This is a genomic window from Nostoc sp. WHI (assembly GCF_015714725.1).
Classification (GTDB): Bacteria; Cyanobacteriota; Cyanobacteriia; order Cyanobacteriales; family Nostocaceae; genus Nostoc.
The window spans coordinates 1-14805 of the sequence record NZ_WBKM01000183.1 but is presented as its reverse complement, the minus strand read 5'-3'; the positions used below and the strand labels follow the sequence as shown (position 1 = coordinate 14805).

16 protein-coding genes and 1 CRISPR repeat array are annotated in these 14805 nt (G+C 40.5%); of the genes, 10 read left to right on the top strand and 6 right to left on the bottom strand.

The annotated features are described in order from the left end of the window. Positions 1–10: 10 nt before the first annotated feature. Positions 11–2422, bottom strand: coding sequence for a sucrose synthase (locus tag F8S12_RS18895; RefSeq protein ID WP_196517664.1), 2412 nt, complete (start codon positions 2420–2422; stop codon positions 11–13). A 548-nt stretch (positions 2423–2970) separates the two neighbouring features. Here F8S12_RS18895 and F8S12_RS18890 point away from each other — a divergent pair. Continuing rightward, positions 2971–3222, top strand: a complete 252-nt coding sequence (locus F8S12_RS18890; RefSeq protein WP_196517666.1) for a hypothetical protein — start codon at positions 2971–2973, stop codon at positions 3220–3222. A gap of 453 nt (positions 3223–3675) precedes the next feature. Here the strand turns inward: F8S12_RS18890 and F8S12_RS18885 are convergent, their stop codons facing one another. Next, positions 3676–3909: a DUF4327 family protein gene (locus tag F8S12_RS18885; protein ID WP_196517663.1), complete on the bottom strand. Its 234-nt coding sequence runs from the start codon at positions 3907–3909 to the stop codon at positions 3676–3678. A gap of 445 nt (positions 3910–4354) precedes the next feature. Between F8S12_RS18885 and F8S12_RS18880 the strand changes: the two genes are divergently transcribed. Then, the gene (locus tag F8S12_RS18880) at positions 4355–5587 is read left to right on the top strand and encodes a cysteine desulfurase-like protein (protein ID WP_196517662.1); all 1233 of its coding nucleotides are present in this window, start codon (positions 4355–4357) and stop codon (positions 5585–5587) included. Here the strand turns inward: F8S12_RS18880 and F8S12_RS18875 are convergent. From F8S12_RS18875 to F8S12_RS18860, 4 genes are all read right to left on the bottom strand, one after another. Further along, a complete protein-coding gene (locus tag F8S12_RS18875) occupies positions 5584–6840 on the bottom strand; it encodes a molybdopterin molybdotransferase MoeA (RefSeq protein WP_196517661.1) in 1257 nt (418 codons plus the stop codon). The two genes, F8S12_RS18880 and F8S12_RS18875, sit on opposite strands and share 4 nt — an antisense overlap. 53 nt (positions 6841–6893) lie before the next feature. Further along, positions 6894–7649, bottom strand: coding sequence for a class I SAM-dependent methyltransferase (locus F8S12_RS18870; RefSeq protein WP_230968100.1), 756 nt, complete (start codon positions 7647–7649; stop codon positions 6894–6896). A 124-nt stretch (positions 7650–7773) separates the two neighbouring features. Beyond that, positions 7774–8058, bottom strand: coding sequence for a type II toxin-antitoxin system RelE/ParE family toxin (locus F8S12_RS18865; RefSeq protein WP_230968099.1), 285 nt, complete (start codon positions 8056–8058; stop codon positions 7774–7776). A gap of 291 nt (positions 8059–8349) precedes the next feature. Further along, positions 8350–8640, bottom strand: coding sequence for a type II toxin-antitoxin system Phd/YefM family antitoxin (locus tag F8S12_RS18860; RefSeq protein ID WP_196517660.1), 291 nt, complete (start codon positions 8638–8640; stop codon positions 8350–8352). A gap of 38 nt (positions 8641–8678) precedes the next feature. On the opposite strand from F8S12_RS18860, the gene F8S12_RS42400 reads away from it, so the two are divergent. The 8 genes from F8S12_RS42400 to F8S12_RS18820 all read left to right on the top strand — a co-directional run bounded on the left by F8S12_RS42400 (position 8679) and on the right by F8S12_RS18820 (position 13869). Beyond that, on the top strand, positions 8679–8786 hold the full coding sequence (locus F8S12_RS42400; protein ID WP_196517659.1) for an AraC family transcriptional regulator: 108 nt from the start codon (positions 8679–8681) through the stop codon (positions 8784–8786). Positions 8787–8962: 176 nt separating this feature from the next. Then, positions 8963–9520, top strand: coding sequence for an RDD family protein (locus tag F8S12_RS18850; RefSeq protein WP_196517658.1), 558 nt, complete (start codon positions 8963–8965; stop codon positions 9518–9520). Positions 9521–9563: 43 nt separating this feature from the next. Beyond that, positions 9564–9758 carry a 50S ribosomal protein L33 gene (rpmG, locus tag F8S12_RS18845; protein WP_196517657.1) on the top strand — a complete coding sequence of 65 codons (195 nt, stop codon included), beginning with the start codon at positions 9564–9566 and terminating at the stop codon, positions 9756–9758. A gap of 2 nt (positions 9759–9760) precedes the next feature. Next, positions 9761–9976, top strand: coding sequence for a 30S ribosomal protein S18 (rpsR, locus tag F8S12_RS18840; RefSeq protein WP_094333177.1), 216 nt, complete (start codon positions 9761–9763; stop codon positions 9974–9976). Between the two features lie 218 nt (positions 9977–10194). Then, positions 10195–12255, top strand: coding sequence for a ribonuclease catalytic domain-containing protein (locus F8S12_RS18835; RefSeq protein ID WP_196517656.1), 2061 nt, complete (start codon positions 10195–10197; stop codon positions 12253–12255). A gap of 142 nt (positions 12256–12397) precedes the next feature. Further along, positions 12398–12682 carry a type II toxin-antitoxin system ParD family antitoxin gene (locus tag F8S12_RS18830; protein WP_196517655.1) on the top strand — a complete coding sequence of 95 codons (285 nt, stop codon included), beginning with the start codon at positions 12398–12400 and terminating at the stop codon, positions 12680–12682. Further along, a complete protein-coding gene (locus F8S12_RS18825; RefSeq protein WP_196517654.1) occupies positions 12682–12987 on the top strand; it encodes a type II toxin-antitoxin system RelE/ParE family toxin in 306 nt (101 codons plus the stop codon). The genes F8S12_RS18830 and F8S12_RS18825 overlap by 1 nt, the downstream gene beginning before the upstream one ends. 39 nt (positions 12988–13026) lie before the next feature. Then, the gene (locus F8S12_RS18820) at positions 13027–13869 is read left to right on the top strand and encodes a 2-isopropylmalate synthase (protein WP_196517653.1); all 843 of its coding nucleotides are present in this window, start codon (positions 13027–13029) and stop codon (positions 13867–13869) included. Between the two features lie 546 nt (positions 13870–14415). Beyond that, a CRISPR array of direct repeats spans positions 14416–14738; the repeat unit is 36 nt; unit sequence CTGCCCAAACCTTTGATGCCAATAGGCGTTGAGCAC. Positions 14739–14805 lie beyond the last annotated feature (67 nt).

Here is a 14805-nt window from a genome sequence, read left to right as displayed (position 1 = left end):
CCCCACTCCCTCATCCCCCCTTATGCTTTTCTAAAATCTTTTCAACTCTGGGTTTATAAATGAGATGAAATAATGCTTCCATGTAGCGATCTCTGGCTTCGTTATTTTCGGGAGCAACAAAGTTCCAAAAGCTAAACATTTTAGCAAGCAGTAGTAATTGATTGCTATGTAAATGCCAATTGTATTTGTGATGAATTCGCTGACTCATCCATTCTGATACTTCGTGCCAGTATTCAGCATGAGCATCACATTTTTCCAGGAAGTCTAAAATTTTCTTTGCTGTTTCTTCTAAGTCTGTAGGATTAACATTAAACTCGTTTTCTTGGTTCTCGATAATTTCTAAAGAACCGCCAAATTGAGTAGTGAAAGTAGGCAAGCCAGAAATCATGGCTTCCAAAATACTCCGCCCAAAGGATTCAAAGTGGGCAAAATGAACATAAATTCCCTGAGCATCTGCAACTACTCGGTAGGCTTCGCCGAGTTCACTGCTACGGATACGCATCCCTATCCAGCGAATCTTGCCATTGAGATGATATTGCTCAATAATGTCGTAGAGTTTTTGAATTTCTGCTGCTTCGTCTGAGTTTGTAGCTTGAGATGGATGCAGTTTACTACTTAAGAGGATCAGGTTACAACGCTCTTGCAACGCCTGACTTTTACCAAAGCATTCAGCTAAACCAGTCAGATTGTTGATTGAGGTGATGGTATCAACGGCAAAGATTGTTCGCTTTTTAGGGTGATCTAAATGACCATATATTTGAGGATCTTCGCGCCTAAAGAGTAGGTCGTGAATTTGTGTGCGAAGGTTAGAATCTCGGTTTTCTTTTTGGCTGTAGGGAAAGAAAATATTTTCATTTACTCCCGGCGGCACTAAGTTGAATTTAGGACTAAATAAATCAATCCCATCAACCACATGATACAACTGCGGCATCGTAAAGCACTTGTACGACTCGTATTGACCCATGCTATCGGGTGTGCCGACAATTTCTTGATAAGACGACGTGATGATGAATTCGGCTGCATTCATGCTAATCAAATCGGCAGTGAATTGTACAGAGAAGTGATATTGATCTTCTAAATCTTGCCAATATAAATTGCTAAATAGATGTTTAGGTTTCTCCAAGGAATGGGCAATGTTGCACTGGGTGACTTTCATCCGGCGAGATAGGAGGAAGGCTACTAAATTACCGTCGCTGTAATTACCAATGAGCAAATTAGGTTTGCCTTGGAATTGAGCTAGTAATTCTTTTTCTGCATCTAAAGCAAATTGCTCTAAATAAGGCCAAATCTCAAATTTAGAAATCCAATTGTTAGTGATTTCTGGATTGAATTCACCAAAAGGAACGCGCAATATCCAAGCATTTTCAGTATCTTGGACTTTTTCTAAGTGTAGGTTGCAAAATGTTCCTTCACAGTTAGGAATTAGCCGAGTAAGAATAATTACATGGGGTTTAATGCCCAGCAAATCGAGACCAGCAAGTTTGATTTGTTCACGCAGTTCGTTTTCTAAGCTGCGAGCTTGTTCGAGGACATAGATAACTTGACCGAGTGTTTCATCTCTTCCTAAAACATCTTCTTGTGCAACCCAACCGTGGACGGAAATGAGGACGACACGAAACACAGCAGGGACGCGGGCTACAAATGCTTCTAAGATGCCCGGTTCTGGGGAGTAAATGAGTCGGTCGAGAAGTTCTAGGGTTCCCTTGACTCGCGCCGCAGTGTTACCCCAACCCGGTTCAAAGCCGAGTTCTTGGAGGTCAGAGCGAAATTTTTCGTAAGGTTCATGAGGCTCAAGCTCACTCAGGAATTTTAGGGCTGGCTTAATTTGTTTAGCTAACTGAATACCGGAGGGAATGCGATCGCTCAACAACAGGCGAATACCATCGTATTGCAGCCCATGTAATGCTTTAAATAACATTTCTACCCAATATTCGGGGTCAGTCAACAACTGATTACACAGGTAACGGTTCAGGAAGGCTAAACCTTGACCTATATTTCTGGCGTCGTCAATTCTTAGGGAACTCTCGTAAAAGGGATGGAGGTCGATTTCGAGGATGTGGTTTTGGTAACGGTCAACTAAGCGATCTCTCACATCTAGCAGCGCTTGAGGCGTCGTCTGCTCGAAGCTACTAAAGTCAGCTGTTAGTTTCCAAACTTCTTGGTTAGCAATCCTGGGGCGAATTACAAACCAAGTACTTTCCTCTTCAAAAATTATTTCGTGGGTGTACTGGATCAGTTTTCCAACAGAAGAAGAGTAGTAAAAATAAGCTGGCTTTTGGGATTGATGACAGTAGTCGGCAAAAGCTTGCAAAATCTCATTTCTCAGTAAGTAACGCTTACCTGAAGCACTCAACGTATAAATCAACTGATGCAAAGCAGTTTTTTCATCACCGTTGAAGACAGCTTGAACTAGTTCATGCATGATGACGAATTCCAGAAATTTAGCTAGGTCACGACCTCATTTTTCTTTCCGGTTTCCAGTTCTGTGAGGTACATTTCCCCGATTATTTTAAATAACTATAAAAACCTTCGCGTCTAGCTCTGGGATGAAACACTACGACGACTTTAAATCTATGGGATGAGAAAACAGGGGGAAAAAGAAGACCTCACTTCTTCACCTCTTGCTTTCTGCTTTGTTTCTTGAAGGGCTTGGGGATCAATGTCTCGATTGATCAGGATTTCTTGCATATAGAGCTTCCTCTAATATCTAACATACTTAAATATTTAGTAGCAATTTAATCTATTTCTAGGTTCCATAGATGTAATTATATAAAGATAATTAGGGGGTCTTTACCCAATAAATGTGTATAAATATTATGAGACTAATAAGTAATTTAAATTCCCTCACAAGTTCCTCATATTTCGACACTATAGTCAAAATATAGACAGTTTGCTTTAAGTAACTAAGGGCTTGTCAACTAGCTACCCTAATTTGCGATAACACTTTTATTGATAGGATTTGAGAAAAATATGAACTACTGTCCTTGCTGTTCTGGTGTCCTTTTAGAACATATACGCAGTACAGAGACTTTCTGGTTTTGTCGTCACTGCTGGCAAGAAATGCCTGTTTATAATTGGAAAGAGTCTAGTTCATTTTCAGGGGCTGTTCAGGGAAAACTACCTAGAAATTCTCAGAAAGAAGAATGTAGTGACAGTAATGTCTACGCAAATAAACGGCAATCCATCACTGGATGGATAGGGATACAAAAATTGTCTGCCTAATACCAACCACTTAAAAATTTAGTATAATACTACACTTTTGTTTAGGTAATAAGTTGGTAGAAAATGCAGGTAATTTCCCAAAATTTACAGCCAAGTAAGCAGATATCCTCTGAAGATTGGGGAGTAATGGGGAATAGCACGAGGATCAGGGACAAGGAAGACAAGGGAAAAAATCGTCTCCTTGTCTTCCCTTGAGCGCTTGTATGCCTCACTTCTTATGTTACACTTTGCTAATACACTATCCAAAGTTTTTGGTACGTTATACTATGCGATAACATGCCCTATAATACTTAGATTTTTGAAAAAATTAAATCGGATTGCTATATCAAGATTTACTACTTACTTGAATAATTATTTTGTTGATAACCCCCGACTTAATTCGAGGGTTTTTCATGCTGAAAAATTAATTTGTAATTTAGATTTTATTAAGATGCTGCTAATGAGTTCCAGCTTCTAGATACAGGCTAACTCTTCTTCCCAAGATTCATTATTTAGTAGGTCAATAATTCTATCTCTGAGTAGAAATTCGTTTTTTTCTAGCTCCAGTTCAAAATTAATCCAGTCACGATGAGGAATATATTTGCAGAGGGTATAAATTGGCTGCTGACGGTTAACAAGCCCCTTTTTAACAAGTTGAAGTGCTTCTCGCTTGATAACCTCTATGTCGTATTTAATCGTAGTATTCATAAGTCCTTACTTTGTTTTCAATCAAGGAATTAAAAACCAAAACAATAGTTGCTTTGACTCTACCTTAAACTTATCAAAAAAATCGGCGAAAATTGTGAAGAATCAAGACATTAATGCTTGCTGGAAGTTAGATATGTCAGTAAGATACTTTTTAGGTTTCCAAATATACCTTCTCTAGAAAGATTTTTGCAGAGCAAGAAGTCCGGCACAACAAGCCGTAAACAGAAAAGGATGTAGTAGACCTCTTGCATAAATAATTTTTTGTCTCACGCAAAGGCAAGGCAGCGCGTTGCGGGGGTTCCCCCCGTTGTAGTGACTGCCGCGCAAAGGCGCAAAGAAGAAAGCAAAAAGAAGGACTTTTGCAAGAGGTCTTGTAGAGAAGCGGTACTAGATACTCTCCCAAGGGTAGGCTAGGGTAAAGAATATTTTCTAGAGGACTTCTACGATGCTGCTGAATCTTGATAAAGTTCGCCAATATTTTCCTGCTCTAGCCGGTGAATGGACTTTTTTTGATAATGCTGGCGGGTCACAAACCCTGAAAAAAGTAGCAGATAGAATTAGCGAATTTCTCCTGACTTCTAATGTCCAGTTAGGAGCTTCTTATGCAGTTTCTCAACTTGCAGGAGAACGATTAGCTTTAGCAACTAAGGGAATGGCTACTTTCATTAATGCCAATTCTTCTAAAGAAGTGGTTATGGGGCCATCTACTACAATGATGTTGAAAATTCTCTCAATCTGTCTAGCTCAAACCTTCACACCTGGTGATGAAATTATTGTTACTAATTGTGATCATGAGTCCAATATTGGTGCTTGGGTCGCTCTTGAAAAACAAGGCATGAAGATTAAAGTGTGGCAAATTCGCCCAGACAGCTTGGAACTTCATTTAGCTGATTTAGAACTATTGATGAGTCAGCGCACAAAACTAGTAGCTTTGACTCATGCTTCTAATGTTTTGGGAACCATCAACCCTATCAAAGAAATTGCTGCATTTGTACACGATCGCAATGCGATGATTTGTGTAGATGGTGTAGCTTATGCACCACATAGATTAGTTGATGTCCAAGATTTGGATGTTGATTTTTATGCTTTGAGTTGTTATAAAGTCTATGGGCCACATCATGCTTTACTCTATGGCAAAGAAGAACATTTATTAAGATTGCCTGGTCTTAACCATTATTTTATTCCTCAGACAGATATTCCTTATAAATTTCAGTTAGGGAATGTCAATTTTGAATTAAGTTATGGAATGTTAGGTTTATGTGATTATTTAAGTGAATTAGCACAGTTGCACTATGGCAATCAAACTGCACCTGATTTGAGAAATCAAATGGTGCAAGCGTTTGATTTAATTAGCATACATGAAGAACATATTAGCGATCGCCTCCTAAATTACCTCAACAGCAAGTCTAATGTGCGAGTGATTGGTCAATCAAAGGCTGATCGCCAATTACGTGTGCCAACGATATCTTTTGTAGTGGATGGAATGAATAGCTCAACCATTCCTGCAAAAATTGACCAACATCATATTGGGATTCGTTATGGTGACTTTTATGCTAAACGGCTTATTGAATACTTGGGGTTAGCGTCGCAAGGTGGAATAGTCAGGGTGAGTATGGTGCATTACAATACCCTTGAAGAAGTTAACAGCTTGATTGAGGCTTTTGAACAAGTCTTTTAATCTTTACCAAGCTGCAAAACTTGCACCTCTTCTTGTGGGTAAATTAATGTTTTACCCACTGGTAAAACAGCTAAAGCATTAGTTTGAGCTAAATTAATTAAATTGCCGGAACTGTGACTACCACCAGCTTTGTGAAATTCATAAACACCATCAATTAAATGCAATTTACCCCAAAGGTAAGTTTCATTCTTGCCGTCCGATCGCAATTCATCATGCGATCGCACTTTCAAAAAAGCTGGTTCCCAACCTTCGGTAATTCCCGAAAGTTTCTTGATTGCTGGTAGCACAAACCGCCAAAATGTCACCAACACAGCAGCAGGGTTTCCTGGTAAACCAAAGTAGAGTGGAGAAACGCGATTAATCGCGTCTGTACTGGGGAAGGTGGCGACAGTGAGGGGTTTTCCTGGCTTTATCTGTACAGCCCGAATGTGGATTTTTGCTTTTAATGACTCTAGAATTTTGTCAACATAATCATAATCTCCCACTGAGACACCACCAGAGGAGATAACTATATCAGCGATCGCAATGGCATGGGTAATGACTTTCTCCAGAGCAACTGGATCATCCTTAACAATACCTAAAATTACTGGTTCTGCTCCACTTTGTCTTACTAAAGCTGCGATCGCATACTGATTAGAATCCACAATTTGCCCTGCTTGCAACGGTTGATCAACTGATACCAACTCATCACCAGTAGAAAAGATTGCCACACGCGGACGACGGTAAACAGCTAATTGTGGACATTGTGCTGCTGCCAATACGGCAATTTCGGGAGCATTTAACTTAATTCCTGCTGGTAGTAGTTGTGTTCCAGCTTGGTAAAAACATGCTTTGTGTCTAACAAATTCTTGCGGTTTTGGCGCATCTAGGATAAATACGCGGTTTTCCTCCCGACGCGCCTTCTCTTGCATAACTACAGTATCCGCACCTGCTGGCATCAGGGCACCTGTGAAAATCCGCGCGGTTTGCCCTGGTTGAATTGTAGACTGAGGCTGATACCCCGCCGGAATCTCTTCAACAATTTCTAAAACGGCTGGTTTTTCGGCGCTAGAGTGCTGCACATCTTCGTAGCGAACTGCGTAACCATCCATTGCCGAATTATCCCAATGGGGAAAATCTAGGGGACTGGTGACAGGTGTTGCCAAAATTCGACTATCTGCTGTCAGTAAATTTACAACTTCTATATCCCGTTGATTATCCAACGGTTGCACCAAATTTAAAATAATTGCTTGTGCATCGCTGACTGATAACATAGCGATCGCCTCTGACTTTTTATCTTAATATTTCGTTCATTGTTTTATTCGGACTACTTTTCTGCAATAACAAGCATTTCATAATCTTCAGTGGTTAGTTTGTCATTACGGCTGAAAGCCCCTAAATGGCAGCCAAAAATTTCCGTTTTGGTAAAACCAATCGATTTAAGCAGCCAGTTAATTTCCGGGGGAGTATAATATCTTTCATTACATTTTAGAACTCTTTTATTACCTGAATCATCAATTGTTTCATAAACGGAATGATCACGGAAAGTCATCAAATCAAAAGAATTTTCCAGGCTTTTGGTTTCACCGGGATTGGAATTAAGAAAATCCTTAACAGAATGAAATAGAGGATATAAACCATTACACGTAGTCAATATCAGTTTACCTGGAGATTTTAAGGAGGCATAAATATTTTTTAAAATAGAAAAATTCATTTCATCTGTTTCCATTAAAGGGAAAGCTCCCTCACAAATCATAATTGAAAGATCAAATTGTGTTTCAAAATAAAAATTCCGGGCATCTTTTTTGATAAAACCAATTTTTAGTTTTTCAACAGCCGCAGTTTTTCTGGCTTTTTCGAGCATAGATTCTGATAAATCGATCCCTGTAACACTGTAACCACGCCTGGCCAGTTCTAGTGAATGTCTGCCGGTTCCACAGCCAACATCAAGGATTAACTTATTTTTATCATCATCAATTTCTTTTTCAATAAAATCAACTTCACCCAAGGTTCCAGAGGTAAACCCCTCCTGATCATATTTATCTGCAAAATTATCAAATAATTCTTCATACCACTGTTTCATTATCTTCTTACCTGCTTTAATTGATACTTTATCTAGTTTATAGTATCTCGTAAAGTAACACTGACCACTCAATTAAGAAACAAAAATTTTGGCAAATTTGCGATCGCGATCGGACAGTATTAATTTATTCATCGTCATCATCTAATAGTTGTTCTGGATGACGTAACCTTTCTTGTGAACCATGACGAACTTGATGAATGTGAACAATTCCTCTGTCTTCTTCTGAAGTCTCACTAACAGTAAACAAAATGCGAAATTGCTGTTTGTATAGTAGCTGACGTACTTCTATGCCCATGTACTCACTTTCTGGTGACATGGGACAACGGTTAGGGAATTTTTCCAATGTCAGCATAATTTCGTAGCACCCTCTGACCCATTGATGGGCTGTATCTACAGAATACTCCCGCATCTACAATACCTTTGCCAAAATAAGAGCCAACAAAAATTTGGGCAAAAATGGCAAAATGACCCATACATAAGCGTTTAGCTTATAAGGTAGCTTGGAATATCAAACCCTTGATACTACGGACAATACGTTAAAAAACCTTGTGGGAAACCTTGAAGGAATTTTTAGGACTTATTGTTTTTGCCAAGCCTCAGAGAAAAGGGAGTTCAGATATCAACTCACCCTCGTAAATTGGCAAAGGTATTGATCTAAAGAAATATTTGTTCGATATCAGCAATCGCAGTCGGAGAAATTTCAACTTTGTATGTCATATTTTGTTCGCAACTGCTCGAATGCTTCGTCTAGGGGGATACCTAAACCAAGCCCAAATTCCTCAAGACTTTTGCGAATTCCTGCGCTTGTCTCTAAAAGTTCTAGCCTGTCTAGCAATTCCTGATAGCTTTGGGCATCTTGAACAACTACAGACGCTTTCCCGTTAACAGTAAGGATAATAGGTTCTTTTGTTCCCCTAAGCTTTTCCAAAAAGGCTTTGGCACCCCGTTGAAATTCTGACAGTGGGTAAATGTTACGAAGGCTGAGAGTCATATTTTCATAAAATTAACAGATAATTTCATGTTAATTATTTGCGCCTATGTTGTCAATCGCAACTAACTATTACAGCGATCGCGCTGGAGTGTGGTTTTGCCAATCAGAGCCATTTTGCCAAGTGTTTTGCAAACATACGGGGATGAATCCCAAAAAATTTTGTCATCTGTACTAAGTAAGCCAAAATTAGCTGGATAATAAAGATTTATGTGCATAAATCCTGGTTTGTTGAAAGCCCAACAAGTACCTCAGTCCTCACTTTAATATTAAAAACAGGAACAATAATTATTTCCCAACCCCTAAATAAAAATACCTACTTTGTATGACAATCGAACGAGTTCCCCAAAAACACTATCCCAAGGCTGACATTGAGCGGCGAGGTATGGCGTTGGGGCTTGATTTCCTTGCTGTCTGGTTAGTCAGTTCCCTACTTGGAAGCGGCGATACCGGTATTCAATTTGTTCAAATCCTAGTTTTTGTCATATTTTGGCTGGTTTTGCGGGTGCTGGTGGTATACAACAATCAAGGGCAAAGTTTAGGGCGTTGGGCGTTTGATTTAAAGGTGTTGGAAGTAGAAGATGGGCAAGTAATGGGCAGAGTTCCAGATTTGCTCTCACTGGTGAAGCGAGAGGCGATCGTCGGCTTGGGTGCGCTTTTAGTGTCAATTGCCCTGAGCAATATTAGAGCCAATCCCACTGCTATACTGCTAGTACTTCCTTTAGCAATTGATTGTGCGACTGCCTTCTCTGATGCCCAGATGCGGCAGGCTTTACACGATCGCTATTGTGGAACTTTCATCGTTTCGTCGCGTCGTGGCTACTCGCTGGATATAAAAGTCAAAAGATTAGTTGATAATATGCGGCGGAATGTGCGAAGATAGTCATTTGTGTTAATTCTCTTCAGGCTTCACTGTTTGTAAGATTATGGCTAAGAGTAAAGGTGCCCGCATAATTGTGACACTAGAGTGTACTGACTGTCGGACAAATTCAAATAAGCGTTCTCCTGGTGTTTCACGTTATACCAGTACTAAGAATCGCCGTAACACTACTAATCGGCTAGAACTGAAAAAGTTCTGTACCCACTGCAATAAACATACTGTTCACAAGGAAATTAAGTAGAGATGAGTTATTTCCGTCGTCGCCTTTCTCCAATTAAGCCAGGAGACCCAATCGATTATAAAGATGTTGATTTGTTGCGTAAATTTGTCACCGAGCGGGGCAAAATACTGCCACGTCGGATTACTGGACTTACGTCTCAGCAACAGCGAGAGTTGACATTAGCAATTAAACGTTCGCGGATTGTGGCTTTGTTGCCATTTATCAATGCGGAAGGCTAAAACAATTTTGGATTTGGAATTTTAGATTTTGGATTATAAAGAGAAGCTGCATTCAAATAAATATCTGGCTTTGTCTTTCTGAGTCCAAAATCTCAAATCTGAATCAGAGGGTGTAAAATAAATTGCTGAATGAAAAACGGTTGGATTTAGGAGTTAACACCAGTTATGAAATCCAAAATCCAAAATCTAAAATCTAAAATTATTAGAGTGCGAGAGTTGTGGAGAAGGGGACGCTAGTTGAATTTAGGGTTCAAGGCGATCGCCGTCTGGGCATCGTAGAACGTCCAGATGGTAAAACCCGCTGGTTTGTGGTAGACGAACGTGGTCAATTCCACAGCCTCGCGCCTAAACAAATAACCTATACAGTTAAAGGACAGACTTACAAAGGCTCTGAGATTGCCAGCTTTTTAGAGCAAGTCAAGCCTTATTTAGATCCATCTAGCTTAGAAGTAGCTTGGGAATTATTGGTTGAAGATGGGGAAACAGTTACCCCAGACGAAATGGCGAATCTGCTATTTTCGGAATTAGCTGCGCCTTATTGTTACGCCGCCTATTGCTTGTTATCAGACGACAAACTTTATTTCAAGCAAAAAGGAGACGCTTACGAGCCGCGAACTGCTGCTCAAGTGGCAGAACGCAAGCACCAGATAGAAGTAGAGGCATTAAAAGCCAAGGGACAGCAGGAATTTTTAACTCGCCTAGAGCAGGCGCTCAAAGGTGAAGCAGTAGAGTGGGGGCGGCACGATCGCCAACGCATAGAAGGACTAGAGAAATACGCAGCGTTGCTTGCTGACACCGTGCGGACGGGGGTCAATTATGACTCTTTGGCTCGCGCTTATCCCCCCCCAGCTCCAGTTTTAGAAACTATGACCATGCTGGGACGGCCCACAACACCCCAAGGAGCCTTTCAACTGTTGGTGGATTTGGGTTGCTGGAGTCCTTATGAAAACTTGTTCCTGCGTCGTTCTTCAATTCCGATTCAGTTTCCTAATAAGGTATTAGAAGTGGCGCAACAGCGTTTGGATTTCCCGCCGATTGACTCAGATACAAACCGCCTGGATCTGATTCACTTGAAGGTGTACACCATTGATGATGAAACTACTACAGAGATCGACGATGGTCTGAGTTGGGAAGTACTCCCCAATGGACAAGAACGCCTATGGGTGCATATCGCCGATCCCACTAGATGGTTAGTCCCGGAAGATGATTTAGATTTGGAAGCCAGAAAACGGGGTAGTACGGTCTATTTACCGACGGGGATGATTCCCATGTTTCCAGAGGTATTGGCAACTGGGCCAATGAGTCTGATCCAGGGACGGGTTTGTTGTGCCCTCAGTTTCGGGATTGTTTTAGGTACAACTGGGGCAGTAGAAGATTACAGCATTCATACCAGCTTGATTAAGCCGACTTATCGCCTCACCTACGAAGATGTAGATGAAATGCTGCAATTAAAGGTACAAGCGGAACCAGAAATTGCAGCGATCGCTACTTGGGCACAACGGCGCAGAGCCTGGCGTTACGCTCAAGGGGCAATTAGCATCACTATGCCGGAAGCGACGATCAAAGTTAAAGGTGACGAGATCAACATTGACATTTTGGACGATTCCCCATCGCGGCAAGTGGTAGCAGAAATGATGATTCTTGCCGGTGAAGTTGCGGCTCGTTATGGTAAAGCTCACAACATACCTTTGCCTTTTCGTGGTCAACCGCAACCAGAATTACCTCCAGATGAGGAATTGCTCCTACTTCCGGCTGGATTCGTTCGTGCTTGCGCCATGCGTCGTTGTATGCCTAAGAGTGAAATGAGCATTACGCCTTTGCGTCATGCTGGTTTGGGTTTGGATACCTATACCCAAGCAACCTCTCCCATCCGCCGCTACAGTGACTTACTTACCCACTTTCAACTTAAAGCTCATTTGCGGGGTGAAGTTCTGCCATTTTCCGCAGAACAACTTAAAGAAGTGATGATAAATGTTACCAGCATCACCCAAGAGGTAACGATGGTGGAACGGCAAACTAATAGATATTATGCTTTAGAGTATTTACGCCGTCATCCAGAGGAAACTTGGGATGTGACAGTGTTGATGTGGCTGCGAGAAGACAGCAACTTGGCGCTAATTTTGTTAGAAGATTTGGGCTTGCAATTACCAATGGTTTTCAAACGTTCTGTGAACTTGGGCGAACAGATATTGGTGAAAGTTAGCCACGCCGATCCACAAAAAGACATGATTCAGTTTCAGGAAATAATTTATCAAGAAGCCCAATCAGCAATAAATTAACGAATTACGTTAGCGTAGCGGTAGCGAGTCAGACGCTCCTGCGTCGCTAACGCTTCGCTATCGAGCGTCATTACGAATTATTTTAACCTTGCTCTAACTCGTTTCAGTTAGCATATAGAGTAAATGAAATCAGGTAATAGTTATGAATATATCTTTGACCCCAGAACTTGAGCAGTTGGTTAAGGATAAGGTTAATAGTGGTCGATATCACTCAGTTAGTGAGGTGATGGGTGAAGCATTGAGGTTGCTAGATGAACGCGATCGCATTCGGGAGCAGCGTCTAGCAGAATTGAAAGCTAAAATCCAAGTTGGTATCGAAGCTTTAGACCGAGGTGAAGTAGTCGATGGTGAAGAGGTGTTTGCAGAAATCGAAGAAGATATCCGACGTGCTGAAGCTCAAATGCAACAAGCAGAGGCTACTAAATAATGAGTCGGTATGTTTTAACAATTCCAGCCAACCAAGACCTCAAGGAGATTAATCGTTATGTTAACCGCTTTAATCCTAGTACGGCTCGAAGACTTAATGAAAAAATTAGACGGCAGTGTAAGCTGTTAGCTGATTTTCCTAATATGGGGCAAAGTTCCGATAATTTTGGCAACGGTTTAAGGAGTTTCCCGGTAGAAGATTACTTGATATTTTATCGTCCCATTGATGACGGTGTGGCAATTGTGCGTGTTATCAGTGGTTATCGGGATTTAGAGACAGTTTTCTCAAATGAGGATATTCTTTAAAATTGTATTTGATGTAAGCGATCGCTTACTCTAGCAAATATGTCAAAAAACCATCACAAAGTAATTATTTTTGATACCACCATGCGTGATGGAGAACTGATGCCTGGTGTCAAAATGAACCTCCAACAAAAAATCACTATCTCCCAATTACTCGAAGAAATGGGAGTAGATATTATTGAAGTTGGTTATCCGGCAAGTTCTCAAAAAGATTTTGATGAAGTCTTTAATATTTCTCAAATAATTAAAAATTCTATCATTTGTGGGCTAGCGAGTTCCAATTTAAATGAAATAAACACTCTTGCTGAAGCAATTAAACCAGCGATAAGAGGTAGAATTCACACTTATACTCCGGTAAATCTTAAAAATCAATCTAAAGTAAGCAAAGAAGAAGTATTAGCAACAATTAAAGAAAGCATTTCTCTAGCACGCAATTACTGTGATGATGTAGAATGGAGTGCTTTTGATGCTCCCAGAAGTGAGCCAGATTTTTTGTGTAAATCTATTGAAACCGCAATCAAGAGTGGTGCTACTACTGTTAGTATTCCTGATAGCTTAGGTTTGGCATCACCAGAAGAATTTTCGCAACTTCTGCAAATGATTTTTAATCGAGTGCCAAATATTAATCAAGCTGTTGTTTCAGTACATTGTCATGATGATTTAGGCATGGCAGTAGATAATTCACTCATTGCTTTAAGTTGTGGCGTTAGACAAATTGAATGTGCAATTAATGGTTTGGGTGCGAGGAAAGGTAATGCAGATTTCAGTAAAGTTGTGACAGAGGTTTTAAAACAGGGAAATTATCAAATTGAGATTGACACTTTGTTAATGAGTAAAGCAGCAGAGCTAATCTTTCAAATAACTGGGATTGGAAAGGTAAAATAGCTAATATAAATACACATAAATAAACTTTTGATGTTACAACCTTGCGTCAATACTTGCTTTCTGTAGTTACACCTCTTCTTCCCATACTACTCAAGTTTGGAGAGTACTATTTTAAACTTATTATTAGGAAGTCCCCAATCATCTTGATTATCAATCCAATAGCCAACGTCAGCAGGGCTTTCGATGATCTTGGAAGGTTTGCTAGTTTGGGCGATTGGCTCCGGTATTGAGTTGAGAGAGCGATCGCACTTGTGAACAAGTTGATATGTGGATTTTTACATGGATCTCCGACTGTGAAGCCTACGATAGAGAAACACAAGCAGAAAACCCTTGCTGGACTGGCTTTTCAAAGTTTTTAGGCTATCTGTAGGTGCTTGTATTTTCTTTTAATGGCTTGGAAGTTACACAGCACAAGGGTTTCAAATTTCTCTGCTATTCTTAAAGATAAGATTTGGGTAAATATTTGCTCAATGTGTTCCTTTATTTAACGAGGTGCTTGTAATATTGAATCTCAGAGGAGTTCTGATATAGGTTTTAGCGATCGCACTGCCCAAACCTTTGATGCCAATAGGCGTTGAGCACGTTGCAGACAATATTATTCTTGCTTACCGAGATGCTGCCCAAACCTTTGATGCCAATAGGCGTTGAGCACCTTAAGTGGCCTGTAATTATTGGTTTTATTGTTTGGACTGCCCAAACCTTTGATGCCAATAGGCGTTGAGCACGTAGTAATCCCACCTATCGAGCCGTTGGTGGTTATGCTGCCCAAACCTTTGATGCCAATAGGCGTTGAGCACCGTTACTACAGATTTGTGTTCGCAACCATCTCAGGGCTGCCCAAACCTTTGATGCCAATAGGCGTTGAGCACAATAGCATCTATTCATACAATCAAAATATTGCCTCTGCCCAAACCTTTGATGCCAATAGGCGTTGAG

Excerpts from the sequence above, each read along its gene's own strand:
- F8S12_RS18895 (WP_196517664.1), bottom strand. The coding sequence starts at position 2,422 with ATGCATGAACTAGTTCAAGCTGTCTTCAACGGTGATGAAAAAACTGCT.
- F8S12_RS18890 (WP_196517666.1), top strand. The coding sequence starts at position 2,971 with ATGAACTACTGTCCTTGCTGTTCTGGTGTCCTTTTAGAACATATACGC.
- F8S12_RS18885 (WP_196517663.1), bottom strand. The coding sequence starts at position 3,909 with ATGAATACTACGATTAAATACGACATAGAGGTTATCAAGCGAGAAGCA.
- F8S12_RS18880 (WP_196517662.1), top strand. The coding sequence starts at position 4,355 with ATGCTGCTGAATCTTGATAAAGTTCGCCAATATTTTCCTGCTCTAGCC.
- F8S12_RS18875 (WP_196517661.1), bottom strand. The coding sequence starts at position 6,840 with ATGTTATCAGTCAGCGATGCACAAGCAATTATTTTAAATTTGGTGCAA.
- F8S12_RS18870 (WP_230968100.1), bottom strand. The coding sequence starts at position 7,649 with ATGAAACAGTGGTATGAAGAATTATTTGATAATTTTGCAGATAAATAT.
- F8S12_RS18865 (WP_230968099.1), bottom strand. The coding sequence starts at position 8,058 with ATGCGGGAGTATTCTGTAGATACAGCCCATCAATGGGTCAGAGGGTGC.
- F8S12_RS18860 (WP_196517660.1), bottom strand. The coding sequence starts at position 8,640 with ATGACTCTCAGCCTTCGTAACATTTACCCACTGTCAGAATTTCAACGG.
- F8S12_RS18850 (WP_196517658.1), top strand. The coding sequence starts at position 8,963 with ATGACAATCGAACGAGTTCCCCAAAAACACTATCCCAAGGCTGACATT.
- rpmG (WP_196517657.1), top strand. The coding sequence starts at position 9,564 with ATGGCTAAGAGTAAAGGTGCCCGCATAATTGTGACACTAGAGTGTACT.
- rpsR (WP_094333177.1), top strand. The coding sequence starts at position 9,761 with ATGAGTTATTTCCGTCGTCGCCTTTCTCCAATTAAGCCAGGAGACCCA.
- F8S12_RS18830 (WP_196517655.1), top strand. The coding sequence starts at position 12,398 with ATGAATATATCTTTGACCCCAGAACTTGAGCAGTTGGTTAAGGATAAG.
- F8S12_RS18825 (WP_196517654.1), top strand. The coding sequence starts at position 12,682 with ATGAGTCGGTATGTTTTAACAATTCCAGCCAACCAAGACCTCAAGGAG.
- F8S12_RS18820 (WP_196517653.1), top strand. The coding sequence starts at position 13,027 with ATGTCAAAAAACCATCACAAAGTAATTATTTTTGATACCACCATGCGT.